The following is a 17,438-nucleotide window of genomic DNA, read 5'->3' as shown; positions in this document are numbered from 1 at the left end:
AACGCCGCCGCCCCAGACTGTGTATCGTAAGTCAGTACCGGTGGTTCGCCAGAACGGTCCGGCGAACCACCGGTGAACAGTTACAATACTCCGTATCAGATCCGCGAGAGCGCAGCCCAGACGAGGACGCCGACCAGCAACAGGAAGAAGGGACCGAAGGCGACGGAGACCCCGACCGCCGTCGACGTCTCGACCCGGGGCGTGAGAAACAGGCCGGCGGGGACGGCGAGAAAGAGGAGGGACAGGCCCGCGCAAGCGGCGATGGCGGCCGGATCGCGATCCGGTCGGTCCGTCCGCGCGACCGGGAGGTCGAGTCGCTCGACCGCACGGTCGACGTCGCGGACGGGCCCCAGGCGAACCTCGTCCCGATCGACCGAGTCGACGCCCGAGACGACGAGGGTGCCCGTCCCGAGCAGTCGGTCGGCGATGGCGTTTCGCACCGACACGTCCATCGTCGGCTCGACGGAGACGATCCACTGTGGCGCATCGAGGAGGCGGTCGTAGGCGACGAGCGCGTCGCCACGACGCCGGTACTCGACGGTGCCGTACCGGAGGTAGTAGCTGAGTACCCGCGCGGCGACGACGGCGAGGACGGCGAGGCCCGTGACGGCGATCAACGGGGGGTCCCGGACGAGGAGCGCGAACCCGAACGCCGCGAGGGTGCACAGGCCGAGGCGGTGCACGAAACCGAAACCGATGGCGCCGACGCTCCCGAGCAGGACCGATCGGCGGTCGGCGGCGACCCTCGCGATGACGGCGGCCTCGGGCACGTCGAGTTCCGGTGGTGGCTCACTGAACGCCGCGCCGCCGCCGAATCGCTCGCCGAGGTGCAGGATCGGTCGCCCGACGCGGTCGGCGTAGAAGCGGGACGCCGAGACGCCGGTCTTCGCGAGGACGGCCCCGGCGAGGACGACGAGGCCGCCCGCGCGGCCGGCGGTGCCCAGCCAGCCGAGCGTGACGATCACCAGCCCTAACAGTCCCGGCGTCCGCAGGACCTCCCGAGCGGAGACGTCCCGGTACCGCTCGTCGCCGACGTACTCGGAGACGAACGACGACGCTTGGGCCACGAGCAGGGCCACGATGCTGAGACCGAGCGACGGCGAGAGGGCGGCCGTCGGGGAAACCCAGGACAGATAGAGGACGGTGAGGGGGCACACGGTCACGACCCAGAACCCGAGTATCGACAGCGCGAACGGGACGTTCCGCGGATAGATCGGCGGCCACCCGTCCCGAGGCTGCCAGCCGCCGCGTTTCGCCCGGAGTTCGTGTAACGGCTCGATCCCGCCCGGGACCGACGGGGATCCACGTTCGGCGAAGAGCGCCTTCAGGGCGGCCAGGAGGACCGTCGCGAGCGCCTCGACCCAGTAGACGATCAGCAACGACGTGAGGTCCCACCCCCAGGCGAGGACGCCGACCAGGGGAAGGAGGTTGGCACCGATCACGGCGAGCAGACCGGCCGCGACGACGGTCGTGGCGTCCGGGCGAGTCCGCGGGGAACCCATCCGTACTGGACCGATCGGGAGCGACCGCCATGTACGAACCGGTCGCGGTCGTATCGACCGGGGACGGGCGGTACGGAGTACGACAGGTATTTCCCGTCCGCCCGAAAAGTATATATGCGTACATGGGTCGCCCCATGTGTCATCATCACCATCATCGCCCCTCCGAGGGGATCATCAATGGACGACACAGCCAAATATCTCATTCACGCATCGATCGCGGCCGACGGCGTCGTCGAGCGGAGCGACGTCGTCGGCGCCGTCTTCGGGCAGACGGAGGGTCTGCTCGGCGACGAACTCGACCTCCGTGACCTCCAGCAGTCCTCCAAAGTCGGTCGTATCGACGTCCAGATCGACAGCGAGAACGGACAGTCGTTCGGACGAATCACCATCGCCAGCAGCCTCGACAAGGTGGAGACGGCCATCCTCGCCGCGTCGCTCGAAACCATCGACCGGGTCGGTCCCTGTCAGGCCTCCGTCGAGGTGACGAACATCGAGGACGTCCGCGAGGCGAAACGCCGCAAGGTCATCGACCGCGCGAAGGAACTGCTCGCGGGGTCGTTCGACGAGAGCGTCATGGACTCCTCGAAGATCCTGGAGGAGGTCCGCGAGAGCGTCCGGATCGACGACATCACCGAGTATCGCGGCCTCCCCGCCGGGCCGCGGGTGGCGGACGCCGACGCGGTCATCGTCGTCGAGGGACGCGCGGACGTGCTCACGCTCCTGCAGTACGGCGTCAAGAACGCCGTGGCCGTCGAGGGGACGAACGTGCCCGACACGGTGGCAGACCTGACCGAGGAGCGGACCGTCACCGCCTTCCTCGACGGTGACCGGGGCGGCGAACTCATCCTGCGCGAACTCGCGCAGGTGGGCGACGTGGACTACGTCGTCTTCGCACCGGAGGGCCAGTCGGTCGAGGACCTCGAACGCCACGAGGTCATGTCCGCGCTCCGCGATAAGACGCCGTACGGCGAGCTCTTCGATGACGAGGAACCGGCACCCGCCGTCGACGGGAACGACGACACCGTGGAGTCGGTCCCGACCGCGGCCGCGTCGGCGGCCACCGCATCGACGCTCGAGACGGCTCGCTCCGAGACGGAGGGGACGGACGGCGAAACCGACGACGCGGGCGCCACGGCGAACGCGGACGAGACCGCCGATCCCGACGTCGACGACGACCCCCCCGACTCGAACGGGACGGTCCGGGACGACCCGTCGACGCTCCGAGGTCACGTGCGGGCGGTGATCGAGTCCGAGACGGGGTCGGCACGCCTCCTCGACGACACCTTCGAGATCATCGAGACGGTGCCCGCGGCCGACGCCTTCGACGCGGTGTCGGGGACGGATCCGGTCCCGTACGCCGTCGTCCTCGACGGCGAACTCACACAGCGGTTGCTCGACGTGGCGGCCCAGCGTGGCGTCGAGCAGTTCGTCGCCCGGTCCTCGGACGAGATGGTCAAGACGCCCGTCGACGTCCGAGTGCGGACGGTCGATCAGTTGGCGGCGGCCGACTGACCCCGGCGGGCTACCGTCGGTACAGGATCGCCGCGCCGTCCGCGAAGAAGTCGGGCAGGCGGCGCGCTTCCTCGAAGCCACAGCGACGGTACAGCGACCGCGCCGCTTCGTCGTCGGGGGCGACGGTGACAGTGAGTCGCTCGGAGCGGGCGGCACACGCCGACAGCAACGCGGTCGCGATTCCCTCGCGGCGGTGGTCGGGGTCGACGACCAGCTCCGCCACGTAGGTCGTCCCGTCGCCGGGGACCGCGAGCAGGTACCCGACCGGGCGGTCGTCGTCGGCCGTGGCGACCAAGACCGTGGCCGGCGAGTACGCGTCGGCGTCGAGGGCGGCGTCGAGCAGTCCCGGACTCGGTTCGCGGAGGTAAGTCTGGAGACGGGCGAGCGTGGGGGCGTCGGTCGGCCGCGCGTGGCGGATCACAGCAGCAGGGCGGCGAACGCGGCGCTCGCGACCGCACCCGCGAACGTGCCGAGGAAGTTGACGGTCTGGTTGCCGACCCGGCCGCCCTCGAGGGTCGCCCCGAGGAGGCTGTCGACGGTCATTCCCGTGACGCCGCCGGCGACGACCGCGAGGGCGGCGAGCCACGGCGATCCGAACGCGAAGAAGCCGACGGCGACCCCCGAGACGACCGCGGCGCCGACGACGCCGACGACGTAGCCCTGCCAGGTGATCCCGCCGTCGGTGCCGGGATCGACCCGCTTGAGGGTCGTGATGAGCCGCGGGTTGTCGAACAGGACGCCGATCTCGCTGGAGAGGGTGTCGCTCATCGCGGCGGCGAGCGATCCGGTGAAGGCAAAGCGGAAGAGTTCGCCGTCCATCGGCATGCTGCCGCTGGCGGCGAAGCCGATGACGGCCACCAGCGCCACGGCGGCGTTGCCGAGGACGTTCCCGCTGCCGCGGGCGCCCTCGTTGTCCTCGGCGACGCCGCGGGAGCGTTTCTCCTCGTAGCGGTACTTCGCGGAGAGACCACCGATACCGAAGAAGGCGATGAGGACGGCGAACCACCCCACGCCGCCGAAGACGAGGGTGAGCAGGGCTAGCAACACGCCGGTCACCATCCCGGGGACCGACGCGGTCCCGGTCCGATAGGAGAGGTAGCCGAGCGCGACCGTCACCGCGAGGGCGACCCCGACCTCGGGAAGCGCCGCGTCGACGCCGATGGCGTCGAACAGCCAGAGTAGGAGGCCGACCGAGAGCATCACCAGCGGGTCGTCGCGCGCGTAGAGGATCGAGCGCAGCAGCGCCGCGACCAGGGCGCCCGCGGCCGCGAGGAAGATGACGGCGGGGAGCGCGGGAGGCGTTCCGAGGTTCCACCCGACGGCGAGTTGGCCGACGAGCGCGGCGAGGAAGGCGGCGATGCCGTATCCGGCGGTCGTCCGTCCCGGGTCCTTCGTCGTGTCCAGCCGTTCGACGACGCGGGCGCCGACCCTGCCGTAGGCGACGACGAAGACGGCGGCGACGAAGACGTCGGTCGGCATCGACCGCTGGGGGATCGTCGAGAGGAGGGCGAGGCCCGTCGCCGCGAGCGCGAACCCCGCGAGGCCGTTGAGCCGGCCGTCGCGTCGGTCCTGCGGTCGGGCGAAGAGTTCGAACACCGGTCCCTCGTCGACGACGAACGCGGCGAGGAGCGCCACGATCGCGAAGGGGGCGGCGGCCGCCCGCCCGAGTTCGGGGGCGGCGAGCGCGAGCGTCCCGACGACCGCGAACCCCCCTGCCCGACGAAGGGTGGACGTCACACCCACCGGTATCCCCGACGGCCACTTAACGCTCCCGACACGCCCCGCTCACGCCCGGCAGTCCGCCGAATCCGTGACCTTTTGAGCGACCGTTTCCTCCCTCCACCGTGGGACTGTACGACCGCTATCTCGCGCTCAGGCAGCGGCTCCACGACGGCGACCCGCCCGCCCACGTCGCCCTCGTGCTCACCGAGCGCGACCTGCTGGAGCAGGGGGCGTACGACCGACTCGAACGCGTCCTGCGCTGGGCCTTCGAGTACGGCGCCGACCGCGTCACCGTCTCGGTGAGCGTCCTCGACGAGGCGGTGGTGCCGACGCTGGAGCGCGAACTGCGTTCCATCGACGCGCCGCGTCCGCTCGCCGTCCGCGGCCCCGACGACACGGAACCCGTCGCCGCGCCCGTCCAAGTGAACGTCGGCCTCGGCGGCAAAGGCGAGTTCGCCGCCGCCGTCCGGTCGCTCGCCGAGGCGGTCGACGAGGGTCGCGTCGACCCGGAGGACGTCGACGAGACGGACGTCGAGGACCGACTCGTCTTCCCGGACGAACCCGACCTGCTGATCAAGACGGGCGCCGAACGGCTCTCGGATTTCATGATCTGGCAGTCCGTCTACTCCGAACTGTACTTCACCGACGTGAACTGGCGGGACCTGCGAAAGCGCGACTACCTCCGGGCGGTCATCGATTACCAGAACCGCCAGCGGAGGTTTGGACGCTGAGCGCGAGCGAAGCGTCCAAACGTCGAGGGACGAGCGGTGGCGAGTCCCTCGTTCGGTCGATAGACCGAATCACGTCGACACGTCCCCGACCTCGATCCGTCCCTGCAGTTCCCGCTTCGACGCGGGGCTGATCGCGATGCCGGCCGCGTCGAGACGCGCCTTGATCTCGCGGGCGTAGGCCGATCGGACGGCGAGGACGTCCTGCCGTCGCGGGTCGTCGAGCCAGTAGTGGACCCGGAGCACGACGGCGTCGCCGCCGAACTCGTCGACGTAGGCCTTCGGCGTCGGCTCCCCTTCGATCCCTTCGACGGCCGTCGTCGCCGCGGTGAGGGTGTCGAGGGCGTCGCCCACGTCGGCCTCGTACGCGATGCCGACGCGTTCGACGATCCGGCGGCGCTTCCGGCCGTACGGGCGGGTGATCGCCTGCCCGGTGAGGGTCGTGTTCGGCACCGTGATGAGTTCGCCGTCGGGGGTGAGCACGCGCGTCACGCGGAGCGTGATGGACTGGACCGTCCCTTCCCCGTCCGTCCACTCGATGTAGTTGCCGACGTTGAACTCGGAGTCGGCGACGAGGACGAGGCCGCTGACGATGGAGCCGATGACCGTCTGTCCGGCCACGCCGACGGCGAGCGTCCCGGCGGCGATGACGAGCGCGGAGTCGCCGACTAGGTCGCCGTAGCCCGCAAAGCCGGCCGCGGCGAAGAAGGCGACCACGAGCGAGAGCAGGCGGACGTACCGCGAGACCGCCTCCCTGATCGTCGGGTTGTTCCGGTTGCGCCGCTCGACGTACCGCGCGATCAGCGGTTCGACGACGAACCAGCCGACGAGGGTGACGACGACGAACCCCACCAGAAACCAGGCGCCACGGACGAGGAGTGGACGGTAGTCGGCAAGTCCTCCCGGCCCGACGACCGGTGGCGGCGTGGTCGTCACCTGTGCGATGACGGACATGTGCGGCGATCACGGGCCGACGGTACAAAGCTACCGCCGTCGTCGCGCCCGCACGATCGACCCGTGCTCCGGCGACCGGATCGCTCCGGACGGTGTCACTCGGCGGTTCGATCCTGCCGGTCGAGTTCGGCCGCCACCTGCTCGGCGCCGCCGTGAGGGAGCTTCTCGCGGAGACGCCCGACTACCTCGCGGGTCTCGACGAGCGAGGAGCCGGCGACCGCACGGACCAGCGCGACCGCCCGCTCGGTGCGGGTGTGTCGCCACGACGCCTCGCGGGATTCGTAGGTCCGGATCGCCCGCAGGAAGTCCACCTTCGAGAACTCCGGCCAGTAGGGCGCACAGAAGAAGACGGCGGCCTCGTTGCCGTTGGCGTGCCAGGGCAGGAAGTTGCTCGTGCGCTCGGCACCGCCCGTGCGGACGATCAGGTCGACGTCGCGGACGGGACGGGCGTACAGGCGCCGTTCGATCTCCGCGACGTCGACGTCGGCGGGATCGAGACAGCCCTCGTCGACCGCCGCGAGCGTGTCGCGGGCGGCCCCGAGCAGTTCCGCCCGGCCCCCGTACGCCACCGCGACGTTCAGCCGGAATCGGTCGTAGTCCTCGGTCCGTCGCTCGGCGTAGGCGACCGCCTCGCGGACGCGCTCGGGCAGGCGATCGATTTCGCCGAGCGCCCGGATGCACACCCGGTTCTCGTGGACGCCCTCGGCGTCGGCGAACTCCCGGAGTTTCGACTCGATCAGGTCGAACAGGTGTTCGCGCTCCGCCTGCGGTCGGTCGAAGTTCTCCGTCGAGAAGGCATAGAGCGTGAGCTCCTCGACCCCGAGGTCCTGACACCAGCGGAGCACCTGCTCGGTCGTCCGGGAGCCCTCGCGGTGGCCGGCGGTGGCCTCGTCGCCCCGTTCGCGGGCGTACCGTCGGTTGCCATCCATGATGATGGCGACGTGGTCCGGGCCGTCGCCGATATCGCGACGGAGGAGCCGCTCGTAAGCGCGGTCGAGCCAGTTCCGGACCCGCGAATGCATGGTCGGTCCGACGGCGCCGACCGGTATGGATCTTTTGACATTCCGGGTCGGGCGCGTGGCCCCGTGACGACAACCCCTATTAGCCTCGGGCGCCTCCCCTCCGACGATGAGCGACCCGTCCGCCCCGGCGGTCGAGGGGGTCGAGTTCGACCACGTCCCGGCGACCGACCAGCACTTCGAGAACGCGCTGGCGAAGGCCCGAGACGGCGTCCGACTCACCGTCGCCGACGGGGTGGAACTCCTGACGACCGGCACCGACCGTGAAGGGATCGATCCCGCCCGCAAGGAGGCGGTTCTGGAGGCGGCCGACCGCCGACGCGCCGAGATGGTCGGCGACGACGTCACCTTCGTCGCCAACCTCAACAACAACGTCACGACGGCCTGTGACACGGGCTGTCTGTTCTGTAACTTCAAGGATCGCGCGTCGGCGTTCGAAGCCGACGCAGACGAGGACCACGGCGGGTTCACGAAGACGCCGTCCGAATCCCGGGAGGCGGTCGCCGAGGCCGTCGAACTGGGAATCTCCGAGGTGTGCTCGGTCAGCGGCCTCCACCCCGCCTTCGCCCTCGATGCCGACCACCGCGAACTGCTCGAATCCGCCGCGGATCCCGAGGCGGTGAACTACCGCCCACCCGAGGCGTACACCACCTCGCCGGGCACCTACGCCGAGCAGATCCGCGCGATGTCCGTCGACGGCGTCCACGTCCACTCGATAACCCCTGAAGAGGCCTACCACGCCCGCCGCGGCACGGACTGGTCCTACGAGGACGTCTACCGGCGACTCCGGGACGCCGGCCTCGACAGCGCGCCCGGCACCGCCGCCGAAATCCTCGTCGACGAGGTACGCGAGGTGATCTGTCCGGGCAAGATGGACACGGGGGAGTGGCTGGACGCGATGGAGGGGGCGATGGCCGCCGGCCTCCCTGTCACCGCGACGATCATGTACGGACACGTCGAAAACGAGATGCACCGCGCCCTGCACCTGAAGCGGGTGCGCGACCTGCAGGACCGAACGGGCGGCATCACGGAGTTCGTCCCCCTCTCGTTCATTCACCAGCGGACGCCGCTCTACGAGCAGGGGCTCGTCGACGGCGGCGCGACCGACGCCGAGGACGAACTCATGATCGCGGTCTCCAGGCTCTTTCTCGACAACGTCGAGAACATCCAGACTTCGTGGGTGAAGTTCGGCGACGCGAAGTCGCTGAAGACCCTCTCCTGTGGTGCCAACGACTTCATGGGGACGCTGCTCTCCGAAGAGATCACCAAACGCGCCGGCGGCGACTACGGCGAGTTCCGCTCGGTCGCCGACTACGTCGACATGGTGACGGCGATCGGCCGCCGGCCGGTCGAGCGCTCGACCGACTACGAGCGACGGCGGCCGATCGACCCCGACGAGGCCCCACACGGCCCCCGCCTCGGCCCGCACGCCGACGGGACGCCGATGCTCGGTGGATCGGCGCCCACGGCGGACGACTGACATGATGGCGACGACCCACGCGGCCGTCGGCCTCCTGCTCGCGTTGCCGCTGACGGTCCTGGCGCCGGAACTGGCACCGGCCGCGGCGCTCGCCGCGATGATCGGCGGGATCTTCCCGGATTTGGACCTCGTGGCCGGGATCCACCGCCGGACCCTCCATTTCCCCGACTACTACTGGCTCGGCGCGGTTCCGGCGCTCGCCGCGGCCGCCCTGGCGCCCGGTACCGCGACCGTCGCGGCCGCCTGGTTTCTCCTCTCGGCGGCCGTCCACTCCGTCAGCGACGTCTTCGGTGCGGGGACGGAGGCCCGCCCGTGGGAGCGAACCTCCGCGGAGGCGGTCTATCTCCACTCCCGGAGTCGGTGGATCGCGCCACGGTACTGGGTTCGCTACGACGGCGCGCCCGAGGATTACCTGCTCACGGTCTGCCTGCTCGCGCCCGGCCTCGTCACCTTCGGGCCGACGGTCCGGCGCGTCGCCCTCGCGCTCATCGCCGTCGGCGGCGCCTACACGCTCGTCAGAAAGCACCTGCCGGCCGTCGAGGAGCGGTTACTGTAGGGCGCGATACCGGCGGCCGGCGTCGTCGTCCGCACGGAGCGCCTCCCTGATCGCGGGGCGGAGCCACTCCCGGTCGACCTCGCTCTCGGCCGGCGTGACCGCCCCGCGTCGGTACGCCGCCGGCAGGTACCGGTCGTGTGTCGGCAGCCGTTCGCGGAGGGGAACGCCCGCCTCCGCCGCGAGCGCCGACAGTTCCTCGACCGCCGGCCACGCGTAGTCGGGGTTGATGTAGTCGTCGGTGACCGGCGAGACGCCGCCCAGATCGTCGACGCCACAGTCGAGCAGGTCGCGGGTCGGCGCGAGGTTCGGCGGCACCTGCACGGACACCTCGGGGGGGAGGGCGACCCGCGCCATCGCCACCGTCTCGCGCATGGTCGGGACGCCCGGCCGGTCGAAATCCGAGCGCTCGTTGGGCACGACCGGCTGGACGATCACCTCCTGGACGTGGTCGTAGCGGTCGTGGAGTTCGCGGATCGCCAGCAGGCTCTCCGCCCGGTCGCGCCGCGACTCGCCGATGCCGACGAGGATCCCGGTGGTGAAGGGGACGGCCACCTCGCCCGCGGCACGGATCGTCCCCAGGCGGCGCTCGGGGGTCTTCCGTCGCGCCCCCGCGTGGGCGTCGACGTCGGCCGTCGTCTCCAGCATCACCCCCATGCTGGCGTTGACCTCGGCGAGCCGGTCCAGTTCGTCGGCGCGCAGGTCGCCGGGGTTGCTGTGTGGGAGCAAGCCCACGTCGAGGGCCATCTCGCAGGCGTCGTAGAGGTAGTCGAGGACGGTTTCGTACCCCCAGTCGTCGAGTTGGTCGTGGACGGCCGTGTACCGCTCGTCCGGGGCGTCGCCGAAGGTGAAGAGTGCCTCGGTGCAGCCGGCTTCGGCGCCGAAGTGGAGTTGCTCACGGATCGCCTCGGGCGGCATCAGGGTGGCCTCGCCGGGCACGTCGTAGAAGGTACAGTACGTGCAGGTGTACCGGCAGGCGGTCGTCAACGGCAGGAAGACGTTCCGGGCGAAGGTGAGTTCCGGCGCCGGGTCGACGTCGGCCGGCGTCACGGCGAGCAGGTCGTCGACGGCGTCGGCGTCGACCAGCGCGTCGGGATCAACCCGCTCGTCGTCGGTCTCGGGAGCCCGTGACATGGCCTCCGCTCGTCGCCCGACGATAAAAAACCCTCACGGTGTGGCTTCGTGTTTAGTTTGGAGCATTGTGCCAGCGAGCGAAACTCTGCAACCAGTTTTCAGCTGTTGCTGGGTCGACGTGGCTGAAACAGTTTGAAAACGAAGAGGTTCGTCGTTTTACTTCTCTAAATATACGTTCGATGGCATTCCGATTTCCGTGGCGTTCTGTCTGAAATCGGAGCCCTGATCGGTCAAGTGCAGTTTGGAGATGTTTGGCGCCATCGACGAGAAACAGGGCGGACTCAACATCGTGTTTCTCCCGCAGTTCGTTGAGAAAGATTTCAGTAAGAGCGGTTGTAGTGGTCGAAAACAACCGTAGATGGAGTAATTCGTTCGTCTGTGGATCCGCGGCGGCGTACAGCCAGAACTGCTGATCATTGATTCGAATCACGGTTTCGTCAACCGCAACCTGATTCGGAGCCTTCCCGCTGACTGGCTGTAGATCGGCCTTCTGCACCCAATCGTGGACCGCTTTCCGAGAGCGTTCGACACCCAAACTACCAAGAGCAGAGACGGTATTCGAAAGTGATAGTCCAGCCAAGTGCATCTGAATACCGAGCTTCATCGCCGGCTCGGGTGTCCGCTCTCGTTCCACAAAATCCAAATTGATCCAGTCGCTATGTCCGCTGAGGCGGGCGATTTCTGGCATAGATCACCGAGAAATTCTCCCGCCTCACTCTTCATCGTTAACTAAACACGAAGCGGTGTGGAGGGAAAACCTATATCGGGACCGGCCGACCAGTGGCGACATGGACGCCGTCGATCACATCAACCTCGACGTGGACGACCTCGACGCCGCGTACGCCTTCTACCGCGACGTCCTCGACCTCGACCTCCTGCGCCCGCCGGAGGAGTTCAAGGGGGAACACGTCATGTTCGAAACCGACGGAGGGACGGTCGTCACGCTCGTCGAGACGGGGCGCGGCGAGCGGTGGGACGACCGGGGACTCGATCACCCGCTCGACAAGGCTCACGTCGCCTTCGAGACCGACCGCGAGACCTACGCGTCGCTGATGGACCACCTCGACGGCCAGTTTCCGAACCAAGGTCCCTACGACTGGGGCGAGTTCGAGGGGTTCTACTTCCTCGATCCGTCGGGGAACCTGCTCGAAATCGTCACTTACGACCCCGCGCCCGCGGACCGGGAGCGGTCCCTGATGGACCACGACGACGTCGAATAGGGCCGGTCGTCTTCGACACGCGCTCCGTCGAACCGGTCCCGAAGAGTACTACTCGTCTTCGACACGCGCTCCGTCGAACCGGTCCCGAAGAGTACTACTCGTCTTCGACACGCGCTCCGTCGAACCGGTCCCGAAGAGTACTACTCGTCTTCGACACGCGCTTCGACACCCGCCAGATCCTCGATCACCTGCATCACGCCGGAGTTGTCGTCCTTGCCGCGCCCGGTCTCGACCATCGACTTGTACATCTCGTGAACGAGTTCGGTCTGGGGCATCGGCGCCCCGTACGCCTCGCCGGCGTCGGTGGCGATCCGGAGGTCCTTGTACTGGTAGTCGGCGAAGAACCCGGGTTCGAAGTCGCCCTGAATCATGCTCGGGGCGCGGTTGTCGAGCGTCCAGCAGCCGGCGGCGCCGCCGCTGATGGCGTCGACGACCGCCTCCAGGTCCGCACCGGCCTTGTAGGCGAACACGAGCGCCTCGCTGACGGCCTCCATCGTCCCCGCGACGACGATCTGGTTGCACGCCTTGGTGACCTGTCCGGCGCCGTTGTCGCCGCAGTAGGTGATCGTCTCGCCCATGACCTCGAGGATGGGGCGACACTCCTCCAGGATTTCCTCGTCGCCGCCGACCATGATCGAGAGCGACGCCTCGATGGCGCCCTCTTCCCCGCCGCTGATCGGCGCGTCGAGCATCCGGGCGCCCCGGTCGCGGACCTCCGCGGCGAGTTCCTCCGTCACGATCGGCGAGATGGTCGAGTTGTCGATCACCACGTCGCCCTCGCTCAGGCCGGCGAGCACGCCGTCCTCCTTGCGCATGACCTCCGCGACGACGTCGTGGTCGGGGAGACACATGATCGTCACGTCGGCGCGTTCGGCCGCTTCCTTCGGCGTCTCGGCCGCCTCGCCGCCGGCGGCGACGTGTTCGTCGACCGGTTCCTGCGACCGGTTGTGCCCGATCACGGTGTAGCCCGCATCGAGCAGGTTCTTCGCCATCGGTCCGCCCATGATCCCCAGTCCGACGAACGCGATCGTCTCGTCTGCCATGTGGGTTTCACTCACCTCGCCCGACATAAATGAGTCGGATGTGAGCACTCCGCGCGGCACGCGATTGATGGGCGTCGGCGTCGAACCGGAGGGTATGACAGCCGACACACCGACCGACTGCGGACCGGCCGACGACGCACCCGAACGCCGCCTGGGCCGGCGCCTCCGGGAGCGCGACGAGACCCTCGCCGTCGCCGAATCCCTCACCGGCGGGCTCGTCGGCTCGCGACTGACCGACGTCCCCGGATCGAGCGAGCACTTCGACCGGGGCGTGGTGGCCTACTCGAACGACGCCAAACTGACCGACCTCGGGGTGAGCCGGGAGTCGCTCGACGACCACGGCGCCGTCTCCGCGCCCGTCGCCCGCGAGATGGCACAGGGCGTCCGCGACACGGCGGGGACGGACTGGGGTGTCTCGACCACCGGTATCGCCGGCCCCGACGGCGGCACCGACCAGAAACCCGTCGGCCTCCTCTTCGTCGGCGTCGCCCACGCCGCCCCCTGGGGGAGCGGCGACTCCTTCGTCCGCGCCGAACGCCACGTCGTCGACGGCGACCGCTGGGCGGTCAAATCCGAGAGCGCTCGGCGAGCCCTCCTAGCCCCGCTGGCCGCGATGGGCTAGTTCGTCGTCACCAGCTCGACCACGTCGCGGTCGTCGAGTTCGTGGCTCCCGCCGATCTGCCGCGACGAGCGGCAGTCGATGCCGTGGAGCAGCCCGTCGCCCAGGTCCGAGTGGATGTGGTGGGCGAAATCCGCCGTGGTCGACCCCTCGGGCAGGAGGAAACAGTCGCGGAAGGTTCCCTTCTCGCTCGTCGACCCGTCGTCGCTCCCCGGGAACACCGCGATGAGGTCGAGCGCGTCGAACAGCGCCGTCTCCAGCGACGCCTGTACGCCCGTGCCGCCGTACTCGGCGAGCAGGTCGCCGATCCGCTCCAAGCCCTCGGCCTGTTCGTCACTCGGCTCGCCCGTCACGTCGAAGTCGTCGTCGCCCGGCCGGTAGTCGATCGTTCCCGCTTCGTCGGCGGCCTTCAGGGCCTTCTCCGCGTGGGCGCTCGCCGGCACGACGGTGAGGTGGTCGTAGTCGGGGTCGTTCCGGACCGCCTCGAAGTTCGCCGCCGCCGCGGGGTCGTCGATCTTGTTCGCCGCGATCACGATGGGTTTGGTACGCTTGCGGATCTCCCGGGCCAGCGACTCGCGGTCCGTCCCGTCCCACGTCCCGGGGTCGAGTTCGAGCCCCAACGAGAGGATCACTTGCTTGATCTCGTCCTCGTTCGTCCGGAAGGCGCTCATCTGCTCGGCCAGGTCCGCCTCGATGGCCGCGTCGGCGCCGTGGTATTTCGTCTCGAACCGCTCGATTCCCTTCTCCAATATCTCCAAGTACCACTGGTCGAGCTCCGCCTCCAGGAAGTCGATGTCGTCGCGCGGGTCGTGACCCTCGGTGGGTTCGCCCTCGCTGTCGGTCTTCCCCGAGAAGTCGACGACGTGGACCAGGACGTCCGTCTCGTTGAGGTCGCTCAGGAACTGGTTGCCGAGGCCCTTCCCCTCGTGGGCGCCGGGGATGAGGCCGGCGACGTCGACGAGTTGCACCGGGACGAACCGCGTGCCGTCGTCGCAGTAGCCGACGCTCGGGGTGCAGGTCTCGCCGAACTCCGGGGCCGCACAGTCGACGCGGGCGTAGGCCTCTCCGACGCTCGGGTCGATTGTCGTGAACGGATACGCCCCCTCGGGCACGTCGTTCATCGTCGCCGCGTTGAAGAACGTCGACTTGCCCACGGAGGGCTTGCCGACGAGTCCGATGGCGTAGCTCATGCCCCCAGTCCGCGACGGCGGGGCAAAAACGACGCCATCCCGCCGCAGTCCGACAGTCAGTCACTCACACGACACACGACTCGCCGGGCGCGGACGACCGCCCCAGTTATGTCGCCGGCGCACCGAACGCGGGTATGACCGACGACTCCGAGGCGCCGGCCGACACCTTCGGCGTCAGCATCGGCGTCGACGACGACGCCCTCCGGTTTCTCGTCCACGTCCCCTCGAACCTCACGGCCCCCTGGGACGACCGCGACGCCTTCCAGCGACTCGTCGAGGAGGCCGTCTGGGAGCGACTCGATCGGGAGCGAACGCTCGGGGCGGTCGGTCGGGTCGCCGACGCGGGCGAACGCGTCGAACTCGGAACGGTGACGCTGACGCCCGACGGAACCGTCGTCGACCACGACCTCTCCCTGCCCGAGACGTGACTTTCGAGGAGCTCCGGACGGCCGCCATCGACCGCGCGCTCGTCGGCGACGATCCGGAACCCGCCCTCGCCCTCGCCGGCGTCGTCGACGCCGCAACCCCCGACGACGACGGTGACACGAGCGAACGGCCCGTCGATCCACTCGCCGCTACACTCCTGGCCATCGGATCGCTCGCGGCCGAGCGCGACCGCTCGCTCGACGAACGGGCGTGGGTTCCGGGCACCGACGCCGACCCGTTCGTCCTCGCCGGCGCGGCCGCCGCCGTCCGCTCGCGAAACCTGTCGCTCGACCGGGCCGCCGACCTCGCGAACTGCTCGCCGGCGACGCTCGACGCCGCCCTCGACGACCGAACGGAGGAGTGATCGCGTCAGTTACCGGCCGTTCCCGCCGGCGTTGCCGTTCCCGCCAGCGTTGCCGTTCCCGCCGGCGTTGCCGTTCCCGCCAGCGTTGCCATTACCGTTACCGCCGTCATCGTCGTCATCGGCCTCGTCGTCTGCCTCGTTGGCTTCGTCCTCGCTCTCGCTCTCTTCTTCGTCCTCGCTCTCGCTCTCTTCTTCGTCCTCGCTCTCGCTCTCTTCTTGGTCGTCCGATTCGTCTTCGCTCTCCTCTTCGTCCGATTCGTCTTCGCTCTCCTCTTCGTCCGATTCGTCTTCGCTCTCCTCTTCGTCCGATTCGTCTTCGCTCTCCTCTTCGTCCGATTCGTCTTCGCTCTCCTCTTCGTCCGATTCGTCTTCGCTCTCGTCGTCCTCACCATCGGACTGACCCGGGGCCGATCCGGAGTTGCCCGGCGCGTCGTCCGATTCGTTCCCGTCGGACTGACCCGGGGCCGATCCGGAGTTGCCCGGCGCGTCGTCCGATTCGTTCTCGTCGGACTGACCCGGGGCCGATCCGGAGTTGCCCGGCGCGTCGTCCGATTCGTTCTCGTCGGACTGACCCGGGGCTGATCCGGAGTTGCCCGGCGTCTCGGTGGGCGGACCGGCGGGGACGATCCGGGACTCGTTGCCCTCGTCGTCGGTCTCGTTCCCGTCGTCATCCTCGTCCGCGCCCCGATCCGGGCCAGCGTCGGCCGGCGGACCCGCGCTCTCCGGCGGACCGCGTTCGCTGGCGTTGTCGGAGGGGTTGTTGTTCGTCACGAACTCCGAGACCTGCTGTCCGAGCGGGCCGCTGAAGCCCGACCCCTTCAGCGCGTCGACGAACGCCGAGACGACCTGCCCGAACGGGCCGGTCGACTCCGGCGGCGACAGTTCGGTCGTCGTCGTGGCCGACTCGCCGCCCTCCGTCGCGGTGACCGTCACCGTCACGTTCTCCGACGGCGCGGGCAACACGACGGTCCCGCTCTCGCCGGTCTCGTACTCGCCGGCGCCGGCGTAGGTGCCGTTATCCGTGGCCGTCACCTCGACCGTCGCGTTCGCGACCGGTTCGCCGAGCCGACCGACCGACACGGTCACCGTCCCGTCGTCGGCCTGGTTCACGCCCACCGCGAGCGTCTCGACCGGCTGGACGACCACCGACGTCGACGCCGTGTCGTTGTCGGCCGTCGCCGTGATCGTCAGTTCGACCGGCTCCGACGGGTTGGCAAGCGCGACCGTCCCGTTCGCGTCGGTCGTGTACTCGCCCGCGTCGGCGTACGTCGCGTTCGCAGTCACGTTCACCGTCGCGTTCTCCACCGTTTCGGTCCCGCGCGTGACCGTCACGAGGACCGACCCGTCGTCGGCGCCCGTCACGGACGCGTCGAGGGAAGGATCGAGCGTCGCGGCCGTCGTCGCCGTCTCACCGTCGGCCCTCGCCTCCACGGAGACCGTCACCGGCTCCTCGGGCGCAGGCAGGGACACCGTCCCGTTCGCGTCGGTCGTGTACTCGCCCGCACCTGCGTACGTCTCGTTGCCGTCGGCGGTCACGTTCACCGTCGCGTTCTCGACCGTGTCGTTCCCGCGCGTGACCGTCACGACCGACGAGCCGTCGTCCGCCTCCGCGACGCTCACGTCGAGGACGGGATCGAGATCGGCCGTCGTCGTCGCGTTCGCGCCCTCATAGGTCGCCTCCACGGAGACCGTCACCGACTCGTCCGGTTCGGGCAGCGACACCGTTCCGTTCGCGTCGGTCGTGTACTCGCCGGTCCCCGCGTACGTCTCGTTCTCCGTCGTCACGTTCACCGTCGCGTTCTCGACGGCCGTTCCGTTACTCGTGACCGTCACCGTCGCGTCGCCCGTCTCTTCGTCCTGTGTCACGTCGACGGACAGCGACCCCGACTGTGCCGCCACCGCGGCCGGGGCCACCGCCGACACCAGCAACACGACTGCCATCAGTATCGCACCGGTTCGTTGCGTGTTCATT

18 protein-coding genes are annotated in these 17,438 nt (G+C 69.2%); 8 read left to right on the top strand and 10 right to left on the bottom strand.

All coding sequences use genetic code 11. The features are described from left to right. Nucleotides 1–95: 95 nt before the first annotated feature. Nucleotides 96–1,502, bottom strand: a complete 1,407-nt coding sequence (locus EI982_RS18810; protein WP_233255244.1) for a DUF6498-containing protein — start codon at nucleotides 1,500–1,502, stop codon at nucleotides 96–98. 177 nt (nucleotides 1,503–1,679) lie between these two features. Between EI982_RS18810 and dnaG the strand changes: the two genes are divergently transcribed. Further along, the gene (dnaG, locus tag EI982_RS15080) at nucleotides 1,680–3,014 is read left to right on the top strand and encodes a DNA primase DnaG (RefSeq protein WP_157690469.1); all 1,335 of its coding nucleotides are present in this window, start codon (nucleotides 1,680–1,682) and stop codon (nucleotides 3,012–3,014) included. Nucleotides 3,015–3,024: 10 nt separating this feature from the next. Here the strand turns inward: dnaG and EI982_RS15075 are convergent, their stop codons facing one another. Further along, nucleotides 3,025–3,435, bottom strand: a complete 411-nt coding sequence (locus EI982_RS15075; RefSeq protein WP_157690468.1) for a GNAT family N-acetyltransferase — start codon at nucleotides 3,433–3,435, stop codon at nucleotides 3,025–3,027. Continuing rightward, complete coding sequence (locus EI982_RS15070; RefSeq protein WP_157690467.1) at nucleotides 3,432–4,751, bottom strand: DUF92 domain-containing protein; 1,320 nt, start codon at nucleotides 4,749–4,751, stop codon at nucleotides 3,432–3,434. Before EI982_RS15070 ends, EI982_RS15075 begins: the two co-directional genes overlap by 4 nt. 107 nt (nucleotides 4,752–4,858) lie before the next feature. On the opposite strand from EI982_RS15070, the gene EI982_RS15065 reads away from it, so the two are divergent. Next, nucleotides 4,859–5,467, top strand: a complete 609-nt coding sequence (locus EI982_RS15065; RefSeq protein ID WP_157690466.1) for an undecaprenyl diphosphate synthase family protein — start codon at nucleotides 4,859–4,861, stop codon at nucleotides 5,465–5,467. A 69-nt stretch (nucleotides 5,468–5,536) separates the two neighbouring features. Here the strand turns inward: EI982_RS15065 and EI982_RS15060 are convergent, their stop codons facing one another. Together EI982_RS15060 and uppS are read right to left on the bottom strand one after the other, a co-directional pair. Beyond that, a complete protein-coding gene (locus tag EI982_RS15060; protein ID WP_157690465.1) occupies nucleotides 5,537–6,418 on the bottom strand; it encodes a mechanosensitive ion channel family protein in 882 nt (293 codons plus the stop codon). A 95-nt stretch (nucleotides 6,419–6,513) separates the two neighbouring features. Beyond that, nucleotides 6,514–7,440, bottom strand: a complete 927-nt coding sequence (gene uppS, locus EI982_RS15055) for a polyprenyl diphosphate synthase (RefSeq protein ID WP_157690464.1) — start codon at nucleotides 7,438–7,440, stop codon at nucleotides 6,514–6,516. Nucleotides 7,441–7,546: 106 nt separating this feature from the next. Here uppS and cofH point away from each other — a divergent pair, with 106 nt between their 5' ends. Continuing rightward, a complete protein-coding gene (cofH, locus tag EI982_RS15050) occupies nucleotides 7,547–8,917 on the top strand; it encodes a 7,8-didemethyl-8-hydroxy-5-deazariboflavin synthase subunit CofH (protein WP_157690463.1) in 1,371 nt (456 codons plus the stop codon). Further along, nucleotides 8,889–9,473 (top strand): metal-dependent hydrolase, encoded by a 585-nt coding sequence (locus EI982_RS15045; RefSeq protein WP_394352053.1) that lies wholly within the window; start codon nucleotides 8,889–8,891, stop codon nucleotides 9,471–9,473. Before cofH ends, EI982_RS15045 begins: the two co-directional genes overlap by 29 nt. On the opposite strand, the gene cofG is transcribed toward EI982_RS15045, so the two are convergent. Beyond that, nucleotides 9,465–10,604 carry a 7,8-didemethyl-8-hydroxy-5-deazariboflavin synthase subunit CofG gene (cofG, locus tag EI982_RS15040; RefSeq protein ID WP_157690462.1) on the bottom strand — a complete coding sequence of 380 codons (1,140 nt, stop codon included), beginning with the start codon at nucleotides 10,602–10,604 and terminating at the stop codon, nucleotides 9,465–9,467. The genes EI982_RS15045 and cofG overlap by 9 nt on opposite strands. 52 nt (nucleotides 10,605–10,656) lie before the next feature. Next, on the bottom strand, nucleotides 10,657–11,292 hold the full coding sequence (locus EI982_RS15035; RefSeq protein ID WP_157688811.1) for an IS6 family transposase: 636 nt from the start codon (nucleotides 11,290–11,292) through the stop codon (nucleotides 10,657–10,659). Nucleotides 11,293–11,392: 100 nt separating this feature from the next. Between EI982_RS15035 and EI982_RS15030 the strand changes: the two genes are divergently transcribed. Then, nucleotides 11,393–11,824, top strand: coding sequence for a VOC family protein (locus EI982_RS15030; protein WP_157690461.1), 432 nt, complete (start codon nucleotides 11,393–11,395; stop codon nucleotides 11,822–11,824). Between the two features lie 140 nt (nucleotides 11,825–11,964). On the opposite strand, the gene EI982_RS15025 is transcribed toward EI982_RS15030, so the two are convergent. Continuing rightward, complete coding sequence (locus EI982_RS15025; protein WP_199243654.1) at nucleotides 11,965–12,867, bottom strand: NAD(P)-dependent oxidoreductase; 903 nt, start codon at nucleotides 12,865–12,867, stop codon at nucleotides 11,965–11,967. A gap of 94 nt (nucleotides 12,868–12,961) precedes the next feature. Between EI982_RS15025 and EI982_RS15020 the strand changes: the two genes are divergently transcribed. Beyond that, nucleotides 12,962–13,489, top strand: coding sequence for a CinA family protein (locus EI982_RS15020; RefSeq protein ID WP_157690460.1), 528 nt, complete (start codon nucleotides 12,962–12,964; stop codon nucleotides 13,487–13,489). On the opposite strand, the gene EI982_RS15015 is transcribed toward EI982_RS15020, so the two are convergent. Then, nucleotides 13,486–14,676, bottom strand: a complete 1,191-nt coding sequence (locus tag EI982_RS15015) for a redox-regulated ATPase YchF (protein ID WP_157690459.1) — start codon at nucleotides 14,674–14,676, stop codon at nucleotides 13,486–13,488. The two genes, EI982_RS15020 and EI982_RS15015, sit on opposite strands and share 4 nt — an antisense overlap. 134 nt (nucleotides 14,677–14,810) lie before the next feature. On the opposite strand from EI982_RS15015, the gene EI982_RS15010 reads away from it, so the two are divergent. Both EI982_RS15010 and EI982_RS15005 read left to right on the top strand, forming a co-directional pair. Beyond that, nucleotides 14,811–15,104, top strand: a complete 294-nt coding sequence (locus EI982_RS15010; protein WP_157690458.1) for a DUF8124 family protein — start codon at nucleotides 14,811–14,813, stop codon at nucleotides 15,102–15,104. Next, complete coding sequence (locus EI982_RS15005; RefSeq protein ID WP_157690457.1) at nucleotides 15,101–15,466, top strand: hypothetical protein; 366 nt, start codon at nucleotides 15,101–15,103, stop codon at nucleotides 15,464–15,466. Before EI982_RS15010 ends, EI982_RS15005 begins: the two co-directional genes overlap by 4 nt. 9 nt (nucleotides 15,467–15,475) lie before the next feature. Here EI982_RS15005 and EI982_RS15000 read toward each other — a convergent pair whose 3' ends face one another. Next, nucleotides 15,476–17,437, bottom strand: coding sequence for an ICP22 family protein (locus EI982_RS15000; RefSeq protein ID WP_157690456.1), 1,962 nt, complete (start codon nucleotides 17,435–17,437; stop codon nucleotides 15,476–15,478). Nucleotide 17,438 lies beyond the last annotated feature (1 nt).

The organism is Haloplanus salinarum (genome assembly GCF_009762275.1).
In the GTDB taxonomy this organism is placed as follows: domain Archaea; phylum Halobacteriota; class Halobacteria; order Halobacteriales; family Haloferacaceae; genus Haloplanus; species Haloplanus salinarum.
Note: the sequence above shows the minus strand (reverse complement) of the source record. Positions and strands in the feature narration are given on the sequence as shown.